Consider the following 16,395-nt stretch of genomic DNA (forward strand, 5'->3'; position numbering starts at 1 on the left):
AGAGATTATGCGGTATTAGCTACCGTTTCCAGTAGTTATCCCCCTCTATCGGGCAGATCCCCATACATTACTCACCCGTCCGCCGCTCGTCAGCGGGAAGCAAGCTTCCCCTGTTACCGCTCGACTTGCATGTGTTAGGCCTGCCGCCAGCGTTCAATCTGAGCCATGATCAAACTCTTCAATTAAAAAGCTTGATGCTCAAAGAATTAAACTGTTAATCCAATCCGCTTCTGTTCGGCTAACTTTGTCGGCTTCGCTCCGTTTTCCTCGCCGTACCTAAGTACTGTCTCGGAAATACTCACTCGCCTTCGCGTTATCCTTCCACAATCGAATTGTCACATTGTTAGTTCATATATGAATTAACGTGTTAGTCACTCTTCAAGACTTAAAATCAAATATTTTTTTGATAGTGTCCTGTGAGTGCCCACACAGATTGTCTGATAAATTGTTAAAGAGCGTTGCAGCTTTTCTTTATGAAAACCAACCTTTCGGTCGTTGCTGCGAGGAGGCGTATATTACGTTTTCCTCCGTGAGAGTCAAGCAATTTTTTGCTTTTTCTTTTCAGAATCTCTCGCTGCCGTTTCAGTGTTCATCGCGCTTTGCGTTGTCTTGTTCCCGGTCAGTGGTGGCGCATTATAGGGAGTCAGAAAAATCTGGCAAGTGTTTTTTTACATTTTTTTTCTAACTGCCTATTTACCACCCAAAAAGGCTACTTTTTGATTCTTTTTAGCGTTTCTGGCAACTCTGCGATACTGTTAATAACAATATCTGCATTATTGATTGCTTCATCGGTGACTGGCTCACCACTTTTCACTAATATAGTTGTACCGACTTTAGCGGCTTTGCCTGCCAACATATCAGCAAGTTTATCACCCACCATAATAGATGATGCCATATCTATTTTTAAAAAAGCCTGCGCGTCTAGTAGCATTCCTGGCTTTGGTTTACGGCAATTACAGTCTTGGCGATATTCTTCTACTGTAGCCTCAGTATGATGAGGGCAAAAATAAATACCGTCTAAGTCGATACCGCGATCTGCTAATGACCAATCCATCCATTCTGTGAGTTGCATAAACTGGTCTTCTGTATAAATTCCCCGACCAATACCTGACTGGTTAGTTACAATAACTAATGCATAACCCATCTTTTTTAATTCGAGCATCGCTTCAATTGACCCTTCAATAAATTCGAAATCATCAATTTTATGTACATAACCATGATCGATATTAATTGTTCCATCTCTATCTAAAAAGACTGCTGGGATCCCGTTACTCACCTGTTTACTCCTAAAATTTAGTATCTTTTTAGTATCTCATGAAAAGAAATAAAAGGAGAATAGAATAAATAGAACAATCTTTATTGACTTAGACGTCTAGACGCCTTAACATCCAACCTTATTAGATACACTATCTAAAAACAATTCAGATAAAGTTAGAAACTATAAATGATAAAGCTCTCAAATATTAATAAAGTTTTCCAGCAAGGAAGCCGTAACATTCAAGCGCTTACTGATATTAGCTTGCATGTGCCTGCTGGTCAGATCTATGGCGTTATTGGTGCTTCAGGTGCGGGTAAAAGTACGCTTATTCGTTGCGTGAATATGCTTGAACGCCCAACTTCAGGCCAAGTTATTGTTGATGGACAAGATTTAACATCAATGACTGAAAAAACGTTGACGAGAGCACGTCGCGGCATTGGCATGATTTTCCAGCATTTTAACCTGTTATCTTCACGTACCGTCTTTGATAACGTTGCTCTCCCCTTGGAACTTGATAATACGCCTAAAGAAAAAATTATAGAGCGTGTAAGTGAATTACTCGATTTAGTTGGGTTAACTGAAAAGAAAGATGCATACCCAGCAAACCTTTCGGGCGGACAAAAGCAACGTGTTGCTATAGCTCGCGCATTAGCTAATTCACCAAAAGTATTACTATGTGATGAAGCGACAAGTGCATTAGACCCCGCGACAACCCGTTCAATTTTAGAATTATTAAAAGATATTAACCGTCGATTAGGCTTAACTATCTTATTAATTACCCACGAAATGGATGTTGTAAAACGTATTTGTGATCAAGTAGCTGTAATAAGTGGCGGTCAACTAATTGAGCAAGACAAAGTGAGTGAAGTATTCTCTCACCCGAAAACACCTGTCGCTCAAGCGTTTATTCAATCAACATTAGTTATTGATATTCCAGATGATTATAAAGAACGATTAAAAACGGAGCCAGATAAGGACTTATCACCATTACTCAAGCTCGAATTTACAGGGCAGTCTGTTGATGCACCTTTAATTTCAATGGCTGTACGCAAATTTGATATTGATATTAATATTTTAAGTTCACAAATTGACTACGCCGGCGGCGTGAAATTTGGTGTGATGCTCGCAGAGCTACATGGCATCAATGGTGGGGTTGAATCCACAATTGCATTTTTAAAAGAGCATCATGTGAAAGTAGAGGTTTTGGGTTATGTCTGAGAGAATGATTTACCTGCTGATTAACGGCACAATTGACACTATCACAATGACCTTTGTTTCCGGCTTTTTGGGTTTTGTTTTAGGTTTACCATTAGGTGTATTGCTCTATATTACACGCAAAGACCAAGTAATGGAGAATGTAGGGCTATATCGTGCTCTTGCAGTTGTAGTAAACATTTTCCGCTCAGTGCCATTTATTATTTTACTGGTGTGGATTATTCCATTAACTTCGTTTCTTGTTGGAACGACTATTGGTTTAAAAGCAGCAATCGTTCCTTTAACAATTGGCGCTGCGCCGTTTATTGCTCGCATGGTTGAAAATGCGTTATTAGAAATTCCAAGTGGTTTAATTGAATCAGCCCGTGCGATGGGAGCAACTCCACTTCAGATTATTCGTAAGATTTTGATCCCTGAAGCATTGCCAAGTTTAATTAATGCAGCCACTATCACGTTAATTATGTTAGTCGGATATTCTGCAATGGGTGGTGCAGTTGGTGCCGGTGGTTTAGGTCAAATCGCACTACAATATGGTTATCAAACTTATAACCCTGTTGTGATGAATACCGTTATTGTTCTCCTCGTCATTTTAGTAAACCTAATTCAGTTTGGTGGCGAGTATTTAATGAAAAAAGTTTCACATCGATAGTTAGTAAAATAGCTGCGCCGTTAAGGTGCTTATAAAGTCCGTTTTAAAGGGGTAAACCAATGTCTATTAAATTAAAATCTATCGCAGTTGTCGGCGCGCTATTAGGCACACTCGTTCTCACTGGTTGTGGTGAAAAAGAGAAAGATGCCAACAGCATCAAAGTTGGTGTGATCATGGGCAAAGAATTAGAAGTTGCTGAAGTCGCACAGAAAGTTGCTAAAGAAAAGTACGGTTTAAATGTTGAGCTCGTTTCATTTAATGACTTCGTTTTACCTAATGAAGCATTAAGTAAAGGCGATATCGATGCGAACGCATTCCAACACAAGCCTTATCTTGATCAACAAATTAAAGATCGTAACTACAAATTAGTTCCTGTTGGAAATACCTTTATTTATCCAATTGCGGCTTACTCTAAAAAAATTAAGTCAGTAGATGAACTCGCTGATGGCTCTCAAATTGCGTTACCAAATGACCCAACTAACTTAGGCCGTTCATTGCTGTTATTACAACAACAAGGTTTAATTAAATTAAAAGATGGTACTGGCTTAATGCCAACTGTTTTAGATGTAGTTGAAAACCCGAAAAATCTGAAATTTGTTGAGTTAGAAGCGCCTCAATTACCTCGTGCTTTAGATGACCAAAAAATTGCATTAGCGATTATCAATACGACTTGGGCAAGTAGTGCTACACCTAAATTAACACCTGCAAAAGATGGTTTATTTGTTGAAGATAAAGATTCTCCATACGTAAATATTATTGTTGCTCGTGAAGATAATAAAGATAGTGAGAACGTGAAAAAATTTATTCAGGCGTATCAATCAGATGAAGTAGCAAACAAAGCTAATGAAGTCTTCGATGGTGGTGCAGTTAAAGGTTGGTAATCTTTTTTATTATTTAAAAAACGATTAAAATACTAGACGGCTTAACGCCGTCTAGTATTTTTTGTAATTTATAGACTATAAAAACAACGCGGCATTATTTTGAATCATATAAGAAAGGTATAACTTATGAGACTGTTATTGCTCACTTTGGTAACATTTGTGTTAGCCGGGTGTGGAATTAACCAATACACGAGTCCAGGGCAAAATAAAGGTTTCACTAGTATGAAATTGTCTAAACCTGTACCGAAAGTAACAGAGCCAGACACAGCAAACGTTAAATTAATGAATAGCCCAGAAGAATTATTAGGGATGCCTTTCAAAGATTTAGGTGTTGTTTCTGGGGAATCTTGTCGAGAAAGCGTTCAAAGCCCTCCGGCAAATTTGAATACCGCAAAAAACAGTATGTTAACACAAGCTGCCTATATTGCGGCTGATGCCGTACTTTTACACCAGTGCCAAACCATGACCTCTCCAGGTTGTTATCAGGCAACTATCTGTGAAGGCAGTGCATTACAAATTGTTGAATAAATATCTTATGCAACCTTTTCAGTTTAATGTTATTGGGCACATTGAATCACCTTATAAAGAAAAGTTTGCAATCCCTCGCCAACCTGGACTTGTTCAGGGAGGTGCGGGACGCTTACATCTGCATTCTCCATTCAACGACCCAAATGCGGTGCGAGGACTCAGTCAATTTAGCCATGTTTGGGTTCTATTCGTTTTTCATCAAACAATGAAAAATGGCTGGAAACCGCTAGTGCGTCCTCCAAGACTAGGTGGCAATGATAAAATGGGTGTTTTCGCAACCCGTTCAACATTTAGACCAAATCCAATAGGCATGTCTCTTGTTGAATTACATGGAATAACAATAGAAAACAGCCAAGTGATCCTTGAGCTTGGTAGCCTTGATTTAGTAGATGGCACCCCTGTTATCGATATAAAACCTTACTTACCCTTTGCCGAGGCAATACCGACCGCAACTGCAGGGTACGCACAGGACACACCTTCAGATGATATGCAGGTTATATTTACCCCAGAAATAAAAACTGAATTAGATGATTATCAAAATCAGTACCCGGGTATTAAACAATTTATTTCACAAGTTTTAATGCAAGACCCCCGCCCCGCATATAAAAAACAATCTACTGAAACACGTGACTATGCAGTCCATTTATTAGATTTTAATATTCGTTGGCGGGTAATTGATGGTGTGACTGAAGTATTCGCTATCGAACCATACGAAAAATCACGTTAACCCCTTTTGGCAAGCCTCCGTCACTGGTAGACTAGCTCACTATATACCTTGGCAAATAAGTCATTTGCCATAACTTGTTGTTCTAATGGAACCTATACAATGCGTACTAGCAAATATCTGCTCTCAACTCTAAAAGAGACCCCTGCGGATGCAGAAGTTATCAGCCATCAGCTGATGCTGCGTGCAGGAATGATCCGTAAACTTGCTTCCGGTCTGTATGACTGGTTACCCACTGGTGTTCGTGTTCTACGTAAAGTAGAAACCATCGTCCGTGAAGAAATGGAAAATGCAGGCGCTATCGAGGTATCTCTACCCGTCGTTCAGCCTGCAGATTTATGGCAAGAAAGTGGACGTTGGGAACAGTATGGACCTGAATTGCTGCGTTTTGTTGACCGTGGTGAACGCCCGTTTGTTCTCGGCCCGACCCATGAAGAAGTGATTACAGATTTAGTCCGTAACGAAATCACCTCTTACAAACAATTGCCATTGAATTTATTCCAAATTCAAACCAAATTCCGTGATGAAGTTCGCCCACGTTTTGGTGTGATGCGCTCGCGTGAATTTATTATGAAAGATGCATACTCTTTCCACACTAGCCAAGAATCATTGCAAGAAACCTATGATGCGATGTACGAAGCCTACAGCAAAATTTTCACGCGTATTGGCTTTGATTTTCGTGCCGTTCAAGCTGACACTGGCTCTATCGGCGGTAGCGCATCCCACGAATTCCAAGTATTAGCAAAAAATGGTGAAGATGACGTTATTTTCTCTACCGAATCTGATTATGCCGCTAACATTGAATTCGCAGAAGCATTAGCACCAACAACGCCACGTTGCGCTCCAACAGAAGAGATGCGTCTTGTTGATACGCCTAATGCAAAAACAATCGCAGAGCTCGTTGAGCAATTCAATTTACCTGTTGAAAAAACTGTTAAGACATTGATTGTTCATGCGAAAAAAGATTCAGGTCACACGCTCGTCGCTTTATTAATTCGTGGCGACCATGAGTTAAATGAAATCAAAGCAGAAAAACACCCATTAGTGGCCAGCCCATTAGAATTCGCCACGGAAGCTGAAATCAGAAATGCAGTGAATGCTGGCCCAGGCTCTTTAGGCCCAGTCAATATGCCACTACCGATTGTTATCGACCGTAGCGTTGCAGTAATGAGCGACTTTGGTGCAGGCGCAAATATTGATGGTAAACACTATTTTGGCATCAACTGGGAACGTGATTTGGCGTTACCAGAAGCTTTTGATTTACGTAACGTTGTTGAAGGAGACCCAAGCCCAGACGGTAAAGGTGTACTGCAAATTAAACGTGGTATCGAAGTTGGCCATATTTTTCAGTTAGGGACTAAGTACTCAGAAGCAATGAAAGCTTCAGTCCAAAATGAAGATGGACATAACCAAATCGTCACCATGGGCTGTTATGGCATTGGTGTAACGCGTATTGTTGCCGCTGCTATTGAACAAAGCCATGATGACCGAGGAATTATTTGGCCGGACGCAATTGCTCCGTTCCAAGTGGCTATTTTACCAATGAATATGCACAAATCTTATCGTGTTAAAGAAGTTGCAGAAAAACTTTACGCTGACTTAAAAGCAAATGGTATTGATGTGATTTTCGATGACCGTAAAGAGCGCCCAGGTGTGATGTTTGCCGATATGGAGCTGATTGGTGTTCCATACACTATCGTTATTGGTGACCGTAACTTAGACAACAACCAAATTGAATATAAATCACGCCGTAGTGATGATAAAGAATTGGTTGGCTTAGAAAATGTCATTAGCTTCCTAAAAGGTAAGCTCGGTAAATAAAATAAGTTAAAAGCTAGAAAATAAAGCCCAAATTTCGGTTATTTGAATTTGGGCTTCTTTTTTAGATGTCTCGGTACGAACCAATCCTAAAACCATCCGCCAAAATCTGTGATTTTAAATTTTCAGAAGTTAATACTTCCAATTCATTTAAACGTGGATAAGCATAGTTACTTTTTAATAGCGCATTATCAATAAACGCAGGATGACTCATAACTTCAATAGAATTATTACCTTGTGCTTTAGCTTCATTAATAATCTTCAAAAATAACGCTTCTGAAATTTGATCACCATAAAACTCACTACTGAAACAGTCAGTGCTTGCCACTTGATATGATAATGGCGGCCAATTTTTCTCTAATTGGCGATCAACACGTAACGCGACCCCCTTTTCTTGGGCGAAAGCAACTACAATTGGAAAAATACCCTCAATCATATGAACATGATGATGGCTATCGATATGGCTCGGTTTTTGACCAAAAATTTCGATAAATTTTTGATATTGCAGATTTAGCTCTTGTTCAATCTCAATCAATGGTAAATCATTAATATCAATATCCCAAAGCCATTTACCCAACAGCCCATCACGGCTGAGAGTAGGCATTAATGAGAAAGGCTTCCCAGCCGTTAAAACAAAATGCATCCCCACTGCCAGACTCGGATTCTCTTGGCTTAATTTAGCCGCATGGGATATTGCGGGCATATTCATCATCGCGCTTGTTGAATAAACAACCCCATTACGATGAGATTCAATGATACCGTAATTAACGGCCTCGCAGAGTCCAAAATCATCGGCATTTACAATAAGTAATACAGCCATATGCTCTCCCTTGACACTATAAGCTATTTGGCTAATTAACCTTCTTGCTCAAGCTGTTGTATTGCTTTAGCGAAGTTCGGTAGGTATTTTTTATGGGCGATTAGTAATTCCTTAGAAATTAAACGCGCATCGTTATCAGAATGAATTAATGGGTTTAGATTCATCGCCAATAAAACATCATTAAACTGACCATTTACTGCAGCTTGGCTAGTGGTAATTTCAAAAGTTTTTAAGGTATAAATTAAACCAAGTACTTTATCATCAAAATGCTTTACTCGTGGGTGCGGTTTTGCGCCATCACGACCTAATAAGCATGTCATTTCGACTGTCCAGTCTTCAGGAATATTATCAATATGCCCATGATGTGGAATATTAACGTAGTGCTCCGTTTGTTTGTCATTGTATATTGCATTGATGACTTCACAAGCGGCATCTGAATAATAAGCTCCACCTCTTAATTCAAGCTCTTTAGGTTTTACATCTAATGTTGGATTTTTATATAGTTCAAAGAGTTGATGCTCAACTTTTTGCACGACTTGAGCCCTAGCCCCCCCTTTATAATACTCGCCAAGCTCAATCGCTAGCATTTCCTTAGGTTTAAAATAGTACAATAAATAAGAGCATGGGATCAGATTTAATCCACGAATTAATCCTTCATCAAAAGCAAGGTCTGTAATATTTTTAACTGAATTTGCGCTTAATGTTCCAGAAGCAATCCCTTCTAATAACTCATTAAACCGTGATGAACCATTTACAATAACGTCTTTGATAAAAACCATATGATTTAAACCAAATAAGTCGATAAATAATTCATCGCTATCGGATAGTTTCAAAACATCGGTAATAAACATTTTCATACCGATAGGTATATTACAAACACCAATAAAACGTTTGAAGTTAGTGTGGCGATAAACAGCTTCAGTTACCATACCTGCGGGGTTGGTGAAATTAATTACCCAAGCATTCGGGCAAATTTCTTCGACATCTTTAATAATATCAAAAATCACAGGTATTGTTCGCAGCCCTTTGAATAAGCCACCAGCACCGTTAGTTTCTTGCCCCAAATAACCATGTTTTAAGGGGATTGATTCATCCAACGCACGTGCTTTTAATTGCCCAACTCTTAATTGAGTCGTCACGAAATCAGCGTCTTTTAATGCTTCTCGCCTATCAAGCGTTTTAAATATCTTGAGTGGTATATTGGCATGTTTAACCATGCGCTCGCATAAATTATAGATAATATCTAATTTTTCTTTACCTTCATCAACATCCACTAACCATAATTCAGTAATAGGTAACTCATGGTAACGTTTAATAAAACCTTCTAATAATTCAGGAGTGTAGCTACTCCCTCCCCCAATGGTGACAACTTTTAATTTCTGATTCTGAGTCATATTAACCTCATTGTACCTTTATAATAGACATAGAAAAGCACACCATCTTTATAGAAAAAGATGGATATGCTTGAGACGCATAGAAATGGGAAGATTATTTAGGTAATAATTTAACCTACCATTTTTTGTTCAACACTAAATAGATTTTTTCTGTAATCACTTGGTGTTAATGAAGTTAGCTCTTTAAATTTTTTAACAAATAAACTTGGACTGCTATAACCGGATTCAAAAGCAATATCCGTAATTGAATAATTAGTTATTTCGAGTTGCTTTTTAGCAAAATTAATTCTGATATCATTAATAATCTGCATTGGCGTTTTGCCATAATAGCGTTTTGTTGCCCGAGTTAAGTACTCTTGTGATTTTCCCGTTATCGAAATCATATTTTGTAGAGCACTTTCACTAAACATAGCGATATCATGCATTTCTTCCAATGTATTTTTTAGCCATTGAGGGGCATCATCTCGCATACTTTTTTCACGATAATGGCGTAATCGATTTACGACATTAAATGTAACCAACTCAATAAATTCATTAAATTCACTATCACGAAAATTTAATGATGCAATCACGGACTCTATATAAGCCATAAATTCATTTTTTAATTGATAGCCCTGTGATGCAACAAAATAACTTGGTAATAGTGGTAAATAATGTTTATCAAAAAATGATTTACTAATTCCAACATTGAGTATCCGTGTAGGCCCAAAATCATAAGAGCTTTCATGATGCGACCCTATTGGGAGAAAAATAAAATCTCCCCGCTCTAATAAAACTTTTTTCCCATTAATTATTTGATAACAACGCCCCGTTAGAACAATCATATATTCATAATAATCATGTTGATGCAGTCCACTTGCACTCTCAACTTTATTATAAATAAAGACATGAAAGGTTTTATTATTAAAAAGTTCACTTTCTTGAACGAGTTTAATTTCAGCATTAGTGTCGGTTCTATTCATCAGTGCCTGCATCATGGCTCCCTCTCTAATGGTTTAATTTTTCATGTAACTCAATTAACTCTGTAATTAATTCACGGGCTAACATGGCATTCATTAAATGATCTTGTGCATGAACCAGAACTAAGCTAACTTTGATTCGTCCTTCACCCATATCACTTTCAATCAATTGAGTTTGCACTTTATGCGCCTCATTCAGCGAAGAGTGCGATTGTGCCATTAAACTTTTTGCCGTCACAAAATCACCTTCTTTCGCCTTTTTTAATGCGGTATAAGCCAAGCTTCTTGCTTGCCCTGCATTAATAATCAGCCCCATGACAACTTCTTCAAGTTCATCCATAGTCGCATCTTCTTGGATATCATTAAGTTCAAACATACTTTTATCTCTATTTTGATGGGAGGAGCAAGCTCCCCCTTATTTTAAAACTTAAGTGCGTTAGCAATATCTTCTTCACTCTCTTCTTCATCGATTGTGTTTTGTGCTTTATTAGAAATCACAACGAACGGAAGATAAACGAGTACAGCCACACCAAGGTTAAATAATGCAAGTAGTAAGGCAGCGATACTACCATTAGTATTGAAGAATGCAGCCAGCCCCGTCGGCATTGTCCATGGTGCGATATTCGTCACTGGTGGGATAATCCCTAAATAATAAGCCGCGACCATTATTCCTGCCAATAAAGGCTGAATAAGAATAAATGGAATAAACATCACCGGGTTCATAATGATCGGTAGACCAAAAATAATCGGCTCATTAATTTGGAAAATACCTGCCGGTAATGCTAATTTCGCAACCTGACGATGGTCGGCACGACGTGATGCGATAAAAATAGCGATAATTAATCCTAATGTAGCGCCCGTTCCACCTAAGAATACATAGGAGTCAAGCATCGGTTTTGCCCACATATGGAAGGATTTACCCGCAGCAATCGCAGCATCAACTGAACCATACTCTGCATATAAAGACACGTTTTCTAATGCCCACGGTGTCATTATACCGCTATCTAATGCGGTTAATGCGAGAGAACCATGGATACCAAAGAACCATAATAGAGAGGTAAATACAACATATGCCCAGCCAACAACATTCCCCATAGAAGCAAGTGGTGTGGATACTGTGTCCATAATGATTTGATGGAAATTACTACTAATACCGCTTAGCGCCCACGACACAATTCCCATAATTGATAAGATGATAAAACCAGGAATAAGTGCAGAGAATGAACGAGATACGGATGGTGGTACGCTATCTGGTAATCTAATCACCCAATTACGGCGAACAATAAAAGTGAACATTTCAGCAACGACTAACCCTAGAATGATCCCTGAAATGATATTAGCCCCACCGAGCCAATTAGCACCAACGGCATAAGCGCCATTGACGTCATATGGTGTGACTGTCATAAAAGAAGCAACAGCTAATAAACCAGCAGCAAGTGGATCAACCTTACGTTCTTCCGCCAGTGCCATCGCAATAAAAAAAGGTGCCATTAAGGACATAATTCCCAATGTCCCGTTATAAACGTTTCCGCCAATGGCTTTAAAACCATTTAGTGTTTCTATCGTTGAAGGCTCTAGTCTAACCCCCAAAGAATAGAAAAATGACCCTGTATCAAAACTCAGAAAAACATTATTAATTAACACAAACATTGCCCCAACTAAGGTCAGAGGCATAATTCGAATAAAACCATTCTTTATTGCATTAACATGAGGTTGCTTTCCCAATCTAACAGCGAATGGAAGGAGTACCTTTTCAAGCGAAGTGATAAAAAGACTCATAAAAATACCCTCAATTTTTTGAGTATGCTCCATTCTTAACTAATTACGTTATGTTAATAACGTTAATGTTGATGGAGTTATTATGTTGTAGAGGTTGTAAATAGCTTTTTGGTATTAGCTTGCAGTTTGTTTTTTTATAATTGCAACAGCAGCTTTTAGTACACCGAGCCCATCCACTTTTCCGTACAAAAGTGAATCAATAACTTCAACTGGCTTGTTAGGTAATAATTTTTGGATATCCGATAACATCCAAGCAATTTGCGGGCCGAGTAATATCACATCCGCATCTACACCTTTTTCTGAAGCTAAGCTTTCAGGGAAGGCCTCTATATTGACAGGTACATCGTATTTTTCTGCTTGCTGTCTCATTTTGTTAACTAGCAGTGAGGTAGACATTCCTGCAGAACAAAATAGATAAATATTTTTCTTATTCATTCCTTATCCTTTGATTCGTTCTATTTTTTATTACCGCTATAACTTATAAGTTTTCTTATAGACTTATCATCTAACCCAACCCTACACACTAAAGCAATTAATTATCTCTAGTTGAATTGAGTATACTGCCTTCCCAGCATTTTCGATAATTCAAACTAACCAACAATTGTCTCCCATTGACCAACAGCCATGACAATCCTCACATTTATATAAATATTTTGCGTCAATAAAAAAGTTATATTGATATCAAATAATGATAAGAAAAAAATTAAAGATGGGTAATACGGCGTTTTAATTGGTAATTTACAGCCCAAAAAGAAAAAGACCCACTTCAGTTGAAGTGGGTCTTCTTAAGAAAGAAAAAAGTACGAATTAGTTGCAAGAAGCAGATTTGTCGAACTTAATTGCACCTGTTGGGACTAATGCGGAATCAAACTGGCCATCTTCCATTGAAGGACGAATGGTATAATAACCTTCAATTTCAGCATAGACAGGTGTACCACCATCTACCCCAGTTTCTCCATACGCTTTTTCTAATTCAACACCAGAAACAGCGTATTGGCGACCACTATCGCACTCTTTGAAAACAGCTGCATCAGCCATATAGCGGTACTGCCCCACTTTTTTACTTGGCTTAACTTGGTCTAACGTATAATTCATCTGTGTTTCAATCGGGTTACCGTCTAAATCCAGCAAGGTCACTGATTGACCATCTGCTGATTGGGCAAAATAAGTACTTTCACCTTTAGGATTAGTTGCTCGTAGTTTATTATTTTCTATATCCCATTTACCAGTATCATGGAAAGCTGTATCACCATCTTTCGTTCCTAAGTAAACGAGCTGTTCAACATAACTACCATCTTGGTTAACTAACAATGTCGCCTCAATACCAGAGCAATCCGCGCAAGGTAAAACCCCTGTATAGACTTTATCGACTGGTGCTGCATCAATATTTTTTGTCGCACTCTGGCAGCCAGCTAACGTAATGCTTCCAACCGCCATTAAGACTAACATTAGTGATTTTTTCATTATAATTCCCTTAAAACCATGTGTTTTAACTTGTTAACCAATATAAACATCATAGCATTTCATCTAATAAAAATATGTCAAACATAAGAAAATTCGGACATTACTGATAAAATACGTTGTGTATTGATTTAGTGAATAAGAATTGTCTTTTTCCCTGCGCTGTGATTATAGTTATTAAAGTTACTGTGCTATTATCGTACTAAGCACATTTTTGCTTAGTACAACATGTTCAAGGCGGCAATAACCGCCACTAACACAGTGGTGAGGGAATATGTCTACAGATACTGAATATCAACCTATCAATTGTGATGATTACGAATATCTAGAAATCGCATGCCAACGTCAGCTAAAGTTGCAAATAATACTTAATGACGGTGTGAATATTGAGGGGAAGGCCAGTGATTTACTCCTACGAAAAAAAGTTGAGTACCTGATTGTTGAGACACATGATGGAACCAAGGAGTTAAGATTGGATTGCATAATTTCCTTCAGTCATCCTGAAATCGGCACAATTGTTGTCGACCACTCTCACTAATACTCACGATTTTGAGTCCTTCTATAGCCCCTTATGGTAATCACAGTCATAAGGGGCTTCTCATTAATTTAATACCTTAAATTCACCCTCTTTTTGCCAATCGATGGCAATACCCAGAGACGCTTCATCAACCACCCCCTCAGGGGTAATAAAGCACCCTACTGCGGTAATTAGCTGGTCGTTATAATAAATTAATGGCACTCTTTCTCTCATCCATGGAGCTACGCCTAATTCTTGCCAGATCTTCTTACTGCTTCTGGAACGATGGCGTCCTACTATTTTCAATGTGCCTTGCAGCCCAAAACGGATTGTCACATTTTCATGCGAAAGTGGTGGCCGTATTTGCCCCTCTCCTTCCATAACTTGTAATACTCCTAAGGATTCAGGTAACTCAAAAACCTCAGGAAAAACCCATTCAAACTGTTTATTTAATAGACTATTAATGCGCTTAACAACCCACAATGCGCCTTGATAACGACGAATTTCAAATCGCCCTAAGCGGCAAATAGGGTCTGCATCATGCCGAGCTAACGCGACTTCTTGCCAAATACGTTCCAATTGGTTAAATGGTGGCATTGGTAATTGGTGCAAACCAACCCAACGACGAATTAACGCATTACGTTTGGAAGATGAACACCCTTGCAAATCATCTATAAATAGGCCCCCTCGGTAATCCATCATACCTTCAAGGGTCTCTTTTAATAACTCATCGAGTAATGATTCTTGCTCAGCACATAACGCGGCACTGCGCGCGACAGCATGAGAAAAATGTGGCCAGCGCTCAGACAAAGTCGGCATAATATGAAGACGTAAAAAATTTCTATCATAACGGTCATCTTGGTTACTATCGTCCTCAACCCACGACAATTGTTGTTCTTGCATATAAGCTTCTAGCGCTATACGGGGTGTTGAAAGTAATGGGCGTAATAGCCATGTTGAACCGCAACACGCTGAAAAACTCAATAATTCAGGCATTGAAGACAACCCTGCTGGCCCACTACCACGCTTTAACGCTAACATGAAAGTTTCTGCTTGGTCATCAAGATGTTGAGCCGTAACTAATACCTCGCCTTCTTGTAATTCTTCTCGGTAAGCCTGATAACGAGCTTCTCGTGCTGCTGCTTCAATACCTTTTTGGCTTGAATCAACCACGACATGTCGGCAAATAAAAGGAATGTCCCATTGTGAACATAATTGAGCACAATGCTGCTCCCATTCGTTTGCTTTTCTATTCAAGCCATGATGAATATGAATAGCACGAATTTCTAGTGAAGGAAGCCGTTGTTGCCGAATAAGATAAAGTGCATGTAATAAAACTGTAGAGTCAATACCACCACTGAATCCCACTAGAATTTTTTGAATACCACTTATTTTATTAAGAACTTGTTCAACAATTACTTGCGAATGCTGCGCCATTTATTCGCCCTTCTTACGACTTCTGACTTTGGCTTTTTGCGCCAACACACAGAACACCAGAAATAATTACCAGTAATACCCCAATTGCATACGCAATTTCAAAAACATCATTTAAGATTAACACTAACCAGAGTACCGATAATACGGGAGATAAAAATACCACAGAAGCTATTTTCGCTGAATGACCTGTATTCATCGCCTTAAACCACAAAATATAAGACACCCCATTGATTAAAATGCCATTAACCAGTGTTGGCCAAAAAGCTGCTTTTGAAGGTAACTGCATTTCACTAAATAGTATCAGTAAGGCAAAAGAAGTTAGCGTTGAAAAAATAAATAACCACACAGTACTAATATAGGGGTCTATCGAATATTGACGAGAAAAAACTGACATTAGTGCAAAGCAAAATGCACCACTAAAAACCAGTAATAACGCTGTTGGGTTTTCAACATGTAGCTGTGTAATTTGCCCTTTAGTAAAAGTAATAATCACCGCAATAAAACCAACTATGATGCCAATTATTTGTCTTCCAGCTAATTTATCTTTTAGCAATACTACTGATAACAAGATAATAACTAATGGCCAGCTATATTGAATGACCAATACGGCGATACCATTTTCAATGGAATATCCGTAATACAGTAACAAGTAGAATAAACAATCAAGAAAACCAAGAACAAAGACTTTGATTAGTACATCTCTTGGCAAGATAAACAGTTTTGTCAGCCGATACCCAGAAGCAAGTGCAACAATAATTACAGATATCGCTGAAATTAAGTTTGACCAAAAAAGGAATTGGAAGCTATCCATACCTTCTTGCCCAAAACGAGAGACAATAGGAATAAAACTCCATATCAATACGCAAGTAAAAGCATATAGCAAATAATTATATTGTCGCACCCTAATTCCTATCTATTATTATTTTCAGCAGATGAATAATTTAAATCAAAACAC

The 16,395-nt window shown here is 38.5% G+C and carries 17 protein-coding genes and 1 rRNA gene; 7 read left to right on the forward strand and 11 right to left on the reverse strand.

Going from position 1 to position 16,395, the window contains the following annotated elements:
* Together SJ312_RS12865 and gmhB are read right to left on the reverse strand one after the other, a co-directional pair.
* Positions 1–185: ribosomal RNA gene (locus SJ312_RS12865) — 16S ribosomal RNA — on the reverse strand; the annotation flags it as partial.
* Between the two features lie 524 nt (positions 186–709).
* The gene (gmhB, locus tag SJ312_RS12870) at positions 710–1,276 is read right to left on the reverse strand and encodes a D-glycero-beta-D-manno-heptose 1,7-bisphosphate 7-phosphatase (protein WP_110591297.1); all 567 of its coding nucleotides are present in this window, start codon (positions 1,274–1,276) and stop codon (positions 710–712) included.
* A 168-nt stretch (positions 1,277–1,444) separates the two neighbouring features.
* Here gmhB and metN point away from each other — a divergent pair, with 168 nt between their 5' ends.
* The 6 genes from metN to proS all read left to right on the forward strand — a co-directional run bounded on the left by metN (position 1,445) and on the right by proS (position 7,076).
* Positions 1,445–2,476 (forward strand): methionine ABC transporter ATP-binding protein MetN, encoded by a 1,032-nt coding sequence (metN, locus tag SJ312_RS12875; RefSeq protein ID WP_165880124.1) that lies wholly within the window; start codon positions 1,445–1,447, stop codon positions 2,474–2,476.
* On the forward strand, positions 2,469–3,122 hold the full coding sequence (gene metI, locus SJ312_RS12880) for a methionine ABC transporter permease MetI (protein WP_004257375.1): 654 nt from the start codon (positions 2,469–2,471) through the stop codon (positions 3,120–3,122). The genes metN and metI overlap by 8 nt, the downstream gene beginning before the upstream one ends.
* A 59-nt stretch (positions 3,123–3,181) precedes the next feature.
* Positions 3,182–4,003 carry a MetQ/NlpA family lipoprotein gene (locus tag SJ312_RS12885; RefSeq protein WP_110591295.1) on the forward strand — a complete coding sequence of 274 codons (822 nt, stop codon included), beginning with the start codon at positions 3,182–3,184 and terminating at the stop codon, positions 4,001–4,003.
* 126 nt (positions 4,004–4,129) lie between these two features.
* Positions 4,130–4,531: an Rcs stress response system protein RcsF gene (rcsF, locus tag SJ312_RS12890; RefSeq protein WP_004257380.1), complete on the forward strand. Its 402-nt coding sequence runs from the start codon at positions 4,130–4,132 to the stop codon at positions 4,529–4,531.
* Between the two features lie 7 nt (positions 4,532–4,538).
* Complete coding sequence (tsaA, locus tag SJ312_RS12895) at positions 4,539–5,258, forward strand: tRNA (N6-threonylcarbamoyladenosine(37)-N6)-methyltransferase TrmO (RefSeq protein ID WP_110591294.1); 720 nt, start codon at positions 4,539–4,541, stop codon at positions 5,256–5,258.
* 99 nt (positions 5,259–5,357) lie between these two features.
* The gene (proS, locus tag SJ312_RS12900; protein ID WP_004257383.1) at positions 5,358–7,076 is read left to right on the forward strand and encodes a proline--tRNA ligase; all 1,719 of its coding nucleotides are present in this window, start codon (positions 5,358–5,360) and stop codon (positions 7,074–7,076) included.
* 61 nt (positions 7,077–7,137) lie between these two features.
* On the opposite strand, the gene chbG is transcribed toward proS, so the two are convergent.
* The 7 genes from chbG to SJ312_RS12935 form a co-directional block, all read right to left on the reverse strand.
* The gene (gene chbG, locus SJ312_RS12905; RefSeq protein WP_153674115.1) at positions 7,138–7,893 is read right to left on the reverse strand and encodes a chitin disaccharide deacetylase; all 756 of its coding nucleotides are present in this window, start codon (positions 7,891–7,893) and stop codon (positions 7,138–7,140) included.
* Between the two features lie 35 nt (positions 7,894–7,928).
* Positions 7,929–9,287 (reverse strand): 6-phospho-beta-glucosidase, encoded by a 1,359-nt coding sequence (locus tag SJ312_RS12910; RefSeq protein WP_153674114.1) that lies wholly within the window; start codon positions 9,285–9,287, stop codon positions 7,929–7,931.
* Between the two features lie 110 nt (positions 9,288–9,397).
* Positions 9,398–10,264 carry a transcriptional regulator ChbR gene (gene chbR, locus SJ312_RS12915; protein WP_094961147.1) on the reverse strand — a complete coding sequence of 289 codons (867 nt, stop codon included), beginning with the start codon at positions 10,262–10,264 and terminating at the stop codon, positions 9,398–9,400.
* A 10-nt stretch (positions 10,265–10,274) separates the two neighbouring features.
* Positions 10,275–10,622, reverse strand: a complete 348-nt coding sequence (gene chbA / locus SJ312_RS12920; protein WP_004257393.1) for a PTS N,N'-diacetylchitobiose transporter subunit IIA — start codon at positions 10,620–10,622, stop codon at positions 10,275–10,277.
* A 44-nt stretch (positions 10,623–10,666) separates the two neighbouring features.
* Entirely contained in the window at positions 10,667–12,025 is a 1,359-nt protein-coding gene (gene chbC, locus SJ312_RS12925; RefSeq protein ID WP_036957985.1) for a PTS N,N'-diacetylchitobiose transporter subunit IIC, read from the reverse strand.
* Between the two features lie 114 nt (positions 12,026–12,139).
* Positions 12,140–12,460: a PTS sugar transporter subunit IIB gene (locus SJ312_RS12930; RefSeq protein WP_094961145.1), complete on the reverse strand. Its 321-nt coding sequence runs from the start codon at positions 12,458–12,460 to the stop codon at positions 12,140–12,142.
* A 372-nt stretch (positions 12,461–12,832) separates the two neighbouring features.
* A complete protein-coding gene (locus SJ312_RS12935; protein WP_094961144.1) occupies positions 12,833–13,489 on the reverse strand; it encodes a copper resistance protein NlpE N-terminal domain-containing protein in 657 nt (218 codons plus the stop codon).
* A 271-nt stretch (positions 13,490–13,760) separates the two neighbouring features.
* Between SJ312_RS12935 and rof the strand changes: the two genes are divergently transcribed.
* Complete coding sequence (rof, locus tag SJ312_RS12940; protein WP_004257417.1) at positions 13,761–14,024, forward strand: Rho-binding antiterminator; 264 nt, start codon at positions 13,761–13,763, stop codon at positions 14,022–14,024.
* Between the two features lie 63 nt (positions 14,025–14,087).
* Here the strand turns inward: rof and tilS are convergent, their stop codons facing one another.
* Both tilS and SJ312_RS12950 read right to left on the reverse strand, forming a co-directional pair.
* Entirely contained in the window at positions 14,088–15,440 is a 1,353-nt protein-coding gene (gene tilS, locus SJ312_RS12945) for a tRNA lysidine(34) synthetase TilS (RefSeq protein WP_319867903.1), read from the reverse strand.
* A 13-nt stretch (positions 15,441–15,453) separates the two neighbouring features.
* On the reverse strand, positions 15,454–16,341 hold the full coding sequence (locus SJ312_RS12950) for a DMT family transporter (RefSeq protein ID WP_094961142.1): 888 nt from the start codon (positions 16,339–16,341) through the stop codon (positions 15,454–15,456).
* Positions 16,342–16,395: the final 54 nt, after the last annotated feature.

This window comes from Providencia sp. CIM-Carb-044 (assembly GCF_033901115.1).
GTDB lineage: Bacteria > Pseudomonadota > Gammaproteobacteria > Enterobacterales > Enterobacteriaceae > Providencia > Providencia hangzhouensis.